Below are 6,312 nucleotides of genomic sequence, written 5' to 3'. Positions count from 1 at the left end.
CCTGCACGCGGATCGCGGGCTCGGGGAGGTAGGAGAGGGGGACCTCGGTCAGCTCGACGACCTCGACGTGCTCGGGGTCGGCGCCGGCCTGGATCGCCCGGCGGCACGCGACCGACTTGGCCTCGTCGAGCGCCTCGGTGCGGCCGGCCCCGGCGGGGACGATCGCCTCCCAGCGGCCCGACGCCAGCGCGATGGCGGCGCCGACGGCGTTCGCGACCTGGCCGAACTCCGGGCGGAGCACCGCGGCCACGCCGGGCACGTCGTCCGGGACCAGGAACGCGCCGCCACCGACCGCGACCAGCGGCTGCTCGGAGCGGCCCATCGTCACCATGTCGACCGCCTCGGCGATCGCCTCGTCCGCTGCGGCCAGGCCGGCGGCGAGCAGCGCGCGGTCGTCGTCGCCGACGCGGGCGGCGTCGGCGATGTCGATCGTCGTCCGGCCGGCGACCAGGCCGCCGTCGGTCAGCGTGGGGGTTTCGCCGCCGAACGCCAGGCCGTGCTGCGGCAGCGCGTAGCCCACCGAGTCGGGGCCGATCCGGACCTCGTCGACGGTGCCGCGCACCCGGGTGCCGCCGCCCACCGCGATGCCGAGGATGTCGGGCATCCGGAAGTTGGTGCGCACGCCGCCGATGTCCACCGCCAGCGCCGACTCGCGCGGGAAGCCCTTGAGCAGCACGCCCAGGTCGGAGGAGGTGCCGCCGACGTCGATCACGACGGCGTCCTGCACCCGGGACAGGTAGGCGGCGCCGCGCAGCGAGTTCGCCGGGCCGGAGCCGATCGTCAGCACCGGGTAACGCGCCGCGTAGTCCGGCGCCATCAGGGTGCCGTCGTTCTGCGCGAAGTACGTGACGACGTCCAGGCCGTGCGCGCGGACCACGTGGTCGAGCGCGTCGGTGACGTCCCGCGCCACGCCGTACAGGGCGGCGTTGAGCGCGGTGGCGTTCTCCCGCTCGACCAGGCCGAGCGAGCCGATCTCGTGGCTGAGCGACACCGGCACGTCCGCGCCGGCCTCCTCCGCCGCGATCTGCGCGACCTCGAGCTCCTGGTCCCGGAACGCCGGGCTGAACACGCCGGTGACCGCGAACGCGTCCGCGGCCTCGCGGTGCTTCCGCACGAACGCCCGGATCGCCTCGGTGTCGAGCGGCGCGATCGGGTAGCCGTCGATCAGGTGCCCGCCGCCGACCACGACCGCGTCCACCAGGGCCGCGTCGCGCAGGTCCTTCGGCCAGGAGTACAGCGGCGGGACCGCGGTCGTCGCGGGGGCGCCGATCCGGATGACGCCGACCCGGCCCAGGCCGCGGCGCTCCAGGATGGCGTTGGTCGCGTGCGTGGTGCCGAGCATGACCCGGCCGACCCGCTCCCGGTCGTCGCCGATCTGGTCGAGCACCGCGCCGACGGCGGCCTGCAGGCCGGAGGTCACGTCGCGGGTGGTGGCCTGCTTGGTCCAGGCCAGGACGGTGCCGCCCTCGTCGAGCACGACGGCGTCGGTGTTGGTCCCGCCGACGTCGATCCCGATGCGCAGCGGGCGCTGCCGCAGGTCAGCCACGGACGGCTCCGATCTCCTCGACGGGGACGTAGTCCAGGTCGTAGCCGAAGGCCCGGGGGCCGACGACCTCGAGCCCGCGCTCCGAGCGCCACAGCGGGTGGCACGCCCAGGCCAGGACGCTGACGCGCTGGCCGTAGCGGAGGTTCTCGGTCTGGATGGCGCGGGCGCTCGCGGTGTCGACCACGGTGATGAGGTCCGGCACGGAGGCGAGCAGGGTGCCCTCGTCGAGCACGACGAGGTTCTCGTTCTGGATCTCGACGCGGACCAGGCGGCCGCGGTCGTCGCCGAGGCCGTCGATGACGACGGAGCCGCGGACGAAGCCGCCGCCGGTGCGGCGCTCGATGTCGATGATCTTGCCGGTGACCAGCACGCGGGCGTCCAGCGCCTCGACGAGCGCGGCCAGCGGGTCCTCGGCGCCCTCGGTGGCGTGGCCGAGCCGGACCGCCTGGCTCACCGTGCCGGGGATGACGGCGCCGTCGAGCTGCGCGCCGTCCAGCAGGTAGTCGGCCATCAGCGCGTGCGAGCCGGCGGCGACCGCGACCGCGCGGGCCAGCCGCTCGGCCCAGAGGCCGTCGACCGGCTTCATCGTCGTCACGTTGCCGAGGGTGTCGGCCAGCACGATCGAGTTCACCGGCAGCCCGGCGACGTACATCGAGATCATCTGGACCTCGGGGAACGCGCGGCCCATGCCGTCGGCGTCCACCAGCGGGACGCCGAGCCGGGCGGCCCAGGCGACGGGCTGCACGCCGTTGGAGCCGCCGATCTCGGAGGACATGACGGCGGCGACCTCGCGGCCGGTCAGCTCCTCGACGGCGTCCCGCAGCCGCAGCACGTCGTCGGCGTCGGGGATCATCTCGGCCGACACGGTGGGGGCGCCGATGCCCGACAGCGGGACCACGAGGGCGTCCGGGGCGACGTCGCCCGGCTGGACGACCTCGACGGGCCCGTACTGCTCGAGGGCGTGGCCGGCGGCCAGCAGCCCGGTCTCGACGCCGCCGCCTCCGCCGGTGCTGAGCACGGCGCAGCCGCGCCCGAGGGCGCCGACCGACTCCGCGTCGATGGTCTGGATGGGGGAGAACACGCTCACGAGGGGAAGTCTGCGCGGCGCCCGTGAGGGGTGGAATGTCGTCTCAGCACGAGTTTTGCCGGGGAACTGTGGTGCCGTCACAATTCGGGGCATGGCGACGGTCGGTGAGCTGGTGGCGCGTGGCGCGCATCACGGTCTGCGGGTGCTCGGCGCGGGTGAATCCGGGGCCTCGGGGGGCGTCGGCGCGGCCGCCGAGGCGGGGGAGGTGCGCGAGGTGGCGACCGTCGGCGACCTCGCCTCGGTCGGGTCGCCCGGGCCCGGTGCCCTCGTGGTGCTGATGGGCGGCGCGCTGCGGGCTGCCGAACCCTACGAGGTCGACGTCGCGGTCCGCCGGTCCGCGCAGCGCTCGCACGCCGGGCTGGTCCTGGTCGGCGCCGAGCGGGTCCCGGTGACCGCCGCCCGGATCGCGGCGCGCGCGGGTCTGCCGCTGCTGGCGGTGCCGGCCACCGCCGACGTGAACGAGCTCATCGTCTGGCTGAACCGCACCGTCCGCGGCGGGACGTCGGACACCGTCGCCCGAGCGGAGGCGGTGCTCGACGTGCTCGCCCGCGGCGCCGCCGGGGACGACGAGGCCGAGGACGGCGGGGTCGCGGCGCTGCTCGCCGCCGTGTCGGACGCGCTGGGGCGGCCGGTGGACCTGCTCGGGGACGTCGGGGGTCTCGGGCGCGGGGGCGGCGCGCCCGCGCGGGCGTCCGTGGGCGGGCCGGAAGGCGCGGCCGACCCGGGCGCGGTGCTGGTCGGGGAGCGCGTGGTCGGCACCGTGCGGTGCGCGGTCCCGGACCGTGCGGCCGACCTGGTGATCCCGTCGGTCGCGGCAGCGGTGGGGCGCCTGGTCCGCCGGACGCTCGAGCACCGGTTCGCCCCGTCGCAGACCCGCGCCGAGCTGCTGGCGCAGATCGTCGTCGCCGAGCCGACCCACCTGGTCGGCCTCACCGAGCAGGCCCGGAGCATCGGCCTGCCGGTCGACAGCACGCACGTCGCGTTCTGGGTCGACCTGCGGCCGGGGCACGCCGGCGAGGGCGACCCGCCGATCGCCGAGCGCCGCCGGCTGCTGTCCAGCGCGGAGCTGATCTGCCTCGAGATCATGCACCCGTCGGACACGTGGTGGCACGTGGTCCGGGTCGGCGGCAGCCTGCTGCTGCTCGCCAGCGACGACGACGGCGGCGACGGGCAGGTGCTGGTCCGCGCGGCGCGGTCGGACGTCGACGCGGCGGTCGCGCGGCTCGTCGCGGACGAGGGCGCCGTCGTGCACGTCGGCATGGGCACCGACCAGCGCGGGCTCGGCGGCATCCGGCAGTCGTCGGTCGAGGCGCGGTCGGCGGCGGAGCTCGCGCTGCGCACCGGCCGGCCGGGGGTCATCACCGTCATGGACACCACCGGACTGCGCCGGGTGCTGGCCGACCTGCACGCGTCCCCGCTGTCCCGCCGGGTGATGGACGAGCTGCTGGCGCCGGTCGACGCGCTGGGCCCGGCCCGCGCCGCGACCGCGGTCCGCACGCTCACGGCGTACCTGGACCACCAGTGCTCGCCGAAGCACGCGGGCGCCGCGCTGCACCTGCACCCGAACGCCGTGACCTACCGGATCCAGCGGATCACCGAGACCCTCGGGGTGGACCTCGGCGACCCGGACGTGCGCCTCGGCCTGCACCTGGCGTGCCGGATGCGCGGCCTCCTGGACGCCGCCCCGGCGTCCTGAGCCCCGGGGCGTCAGCCGGCCGCGACCTCGTCCAGGAGCGCGAGGCTCGCGGCGACGATCTCGGCCTGCGCCTCGGTGCGCGGCACCGTCGGGGTGCCGTCGCCCGGCTGCGGGCCGTAGTCGGCGAAGAACGCGTGCACCGCGCCGTCGACCTCCGTGAACGCGGTGCCGGCGGGGAGGTCGGCGCGCGAGGCGTCGACGTCGGCCGGCGTGGTCAGCCCGTCCCGCGAGCCGGACACCGACGCCACCAGGAGGTCGGCGCCGGACAGGTCCCCGAGCGGGTAGGACGCGTGCAGCAGCAGGCCGGCGACCTCGTCGTCGTGCGCGGCGGCGAAGGACGACGCGGCGACCCCGCCGAGCGAGTGCCCGCCGACCGCCCACCGCTCCACGCCGTCGAACGCCGCCATCGCCGACGCCGACTGGCCCGGCGAGGTCAGCGCGATGCCCAGCGGCCCCTTCAGGGCGACCACGAGGTACCCCGCCTCGGCGAGCGGGCGCAGCACGGCGGCGGTGGCCCGGACGTCGACCCGGGCGCCGGGGGAGTAGACGAGGCCGGTCGTGGCGTCGGCGTCGCGCGGGACGAACGCGTACCAGCCCGCCGACTCCCGGACCTCGACCGCGTCGTCGCTGCGCAGGGCGTCGAGCGCGGCGTCGGTGGCGGGGAACGGCCGCAGCCAGGCGGTCGCGGCGGCGAGCACGGCCAGCAGCGCGAGGCCGACGCCGGCCCCGGTGGCGCGCAGCGCCCGGCGGGCGCAAGAGCGCTCCGGCTGCGGCCCCGGGCGCGTCGCCCGCCGGTCGCGACGCCACGTCAGCGCCGTCGTGGTGAGCAGGGCGATCCCGGTGAGCGCGCTCACCGCGAGCAGTGCGCCGAGCGTCCCGTGCTGGTGCGGCACGGCGCCGCCGGCGGTCACGAGCACCCAGGCCGGAGCGGCGAGCAGGGCGAGCCCCACGAGCACGCGGAGGGTGAGCCAGGTCGTCCGTCGCGTCATGCCCGCCAGCCTACGTGATCCTCAGCATGCTGAGTATTCTGACGGGGTGCCTGACGGTGCGGCGTCCCGCCGTCGGTCGAGGCCGCCCGTCCGAACCGTCCCGTCGGCGCGGTCGCGCCGGTAGCGTGCTCGACCAGGGCGGGCGGTCCGTCCGCGGGGGCTGAGGGGGATCGGCGTGCACGACGAGGTGGCTGGTTGGCGGCTGATGATCCCCGCCGGGTACGACGTGCTGTGGACCGCGGTCGTCCTCCTCCTGCTCGGGCTGACCGTCGCCGCGCTGCTCGTCTGGGCCCGGCGCCGGGAGTCCGCCTCCAGCGCCCTGGCGCACCTGGTGCTGATCCTCGTGGTCCCCGTGCTCGGCCCGGCGGCCTACCTCGCGGGCGCGGTGCTGGACCGCAGGTCGGCACGCGGCCGCGCCGACGACCCGGTGGAGGGCTGAGCGCGTCAGGGCGCGGTGGTCGACGGGGTCGACCGCCGGGTGCGCGAGGTGGGCGCTGCGGTCGACGCCGCCCGCCGGGACGGCTGACCGCCCGCCCCCGGGTGCCGGGGACGGGCGGTCGTGGTCGTGCGGTCAGGCGCGCCGGCGCTGCAGCCGGGCGCCCGCGACGAGCGCACCGCCGGTCACGAGCAGCGCCGCGACCAGCCCGCCGAGCGCGGCGGGGTCGGTGCCGGTGACGGCGAGTCCGTCCGCCGGGCCGGTCAGCGTCACGCCGACGTCCGCGGCCCGGCCCGAGTCGGCCCCGGTGGCGACGACCGTGTGCGCGCCGGCCGGGACGCCCGCGGGCAGGGCGACGGTCAGGGTCGCGACACCGTCGGCGTCCGCGATCGCGGTGCCCAGGACCACCGGGTCGGAGTGCAGCACGAACGTGACCCGCTCCCCGGGCACGAAGCCGCGCGCGACGAGGGTCACCGCGGCGCCGGCCCGCATGAGCGTCTTCGACGAGGTGATCTGCGGGGTCGGGTCGGAGCCGGCGGTCGGCGCGGGCGCGGGCGC

Annotated in this window: 5 protein-coding genes and 1 pseudogene; 2 read left to right on the top strand and 4 right to left on the bottom strand. The window is 77.0% G+C overall.

Going from position 1 to position 6,312, the window contains the following annotated elements:
• Together G6556_RS16390 and G6556_RS16385 are read right to left on the bottom strand one after the other, a co-directional pair.
• Positions 1-1,546: hydantoinase/oxoprolinase family protein (locus G6556_RS16390; RefSeq protein ID WP_346774949.1), on the bottom strand; the 1,546-nt coding region annotated here is incomplete at its 3' end.
• Positions 1,539-2,633 carry a DUF917 domain-containing protein gene (locus G6556_RS16385; protein ID WP_205693626.1) on the bottom strand — a complete coding sequence of 365 codons (1,095 nt, stop codon included), beginning with the start codon at positions 2,631-2,633 and terminating at the stop codon, positions 1,539-1,541. The genes G6556_RS16390 and G6556_RS16385, both read right to left, overlap by 8 nt.
• A 91-nt stretch (positions 2,634-2,724) precedes the next feature.
• On the opposite strand from G6556_RS16385, the gene G6556_RS16380 reads away from it, so the two are divergent.
• Positions 2,725-4,329, top strand: a complete 1,605-nt coding sequence (locus tag G6556_RS16380; RefSeq protein ID WP_166943813.1) for a PucR family transcriptional regulator — start codon at positions 2,725-2,727, stop codon at positions 4,327-4,329.
• Between the two features lie 11 nt (positions 4,330-4,340).
• Here the strand turns inward: G6556_RS16380 and G6556_RS16375 are convergent, their stop codons facing one another.
• Positions 4,341-5,318, bottom strand: a complete 978-nt coding sequence (locus tag G6556_RS16375) for an alpha/beta hydrolase (protein WP_166943811.1) — start codon at positions 5,316-5,318, stop codon at positions 4,341-4,343.
• A gap of 175 nt (positions 5,319-5,493) precedes the next feature.
• Here G6556_RS16375 and G6556_RS16370 point away from each other — a divergent pair, with 175 nt between their 5' ends.
• A complete protein-coding gene (locus G6556_RS16370; protein WP_166943809.1) occupies positions 5,494-5,757 on the top strand; it encodes a PLDc N-terminal domain-containing protein in 264 nt (87 codons plus the stop codon).
• A gap of 132 nt (positions 5,758-5,889) precedes the next feature.
• Here G6556_RS16370 and G6556_RS16365 read toward each other — a convergent pair.
• Positions 5,890-6,312 (bottom strand): annotated as a pseudogene (locus tag G6556_RS16365) (Ig-like domain repeat protein); the annotation flags it as partial.

The sequence above is a fragment of the Cellulomonas sp. IC4_254 genome (assembly GCF_011603975.1).
In the GTDB taxonomy this organism is placed as follows: domain Bacteria; phylum Actinomycetota; class Actinomycetes; order Actinomycetales; family Cellulomonadaceae; genus Cellulomonas.
This window is presented reverse-complemented; position numbering and strand designations above follow the sequence as displayed.

Bases quoted from the DNA above. Each gene is read 5' to 3' on its own strand.
- G6556_RS16380 (WP_166943813.1), top strand. From the start codon at position 2,725: ATGGCGACGGTCGGTGAGCTGGTGGCGCGTGGCGCGCATCACGGTCTG.
- G6556_RS16375 (WP_166943811.1), bottom strand. From the start codon at position 5,318: ATGACGCGACGGACGACCTGGCTCACCCTCCGCGTGCTCGTGGGGCTC.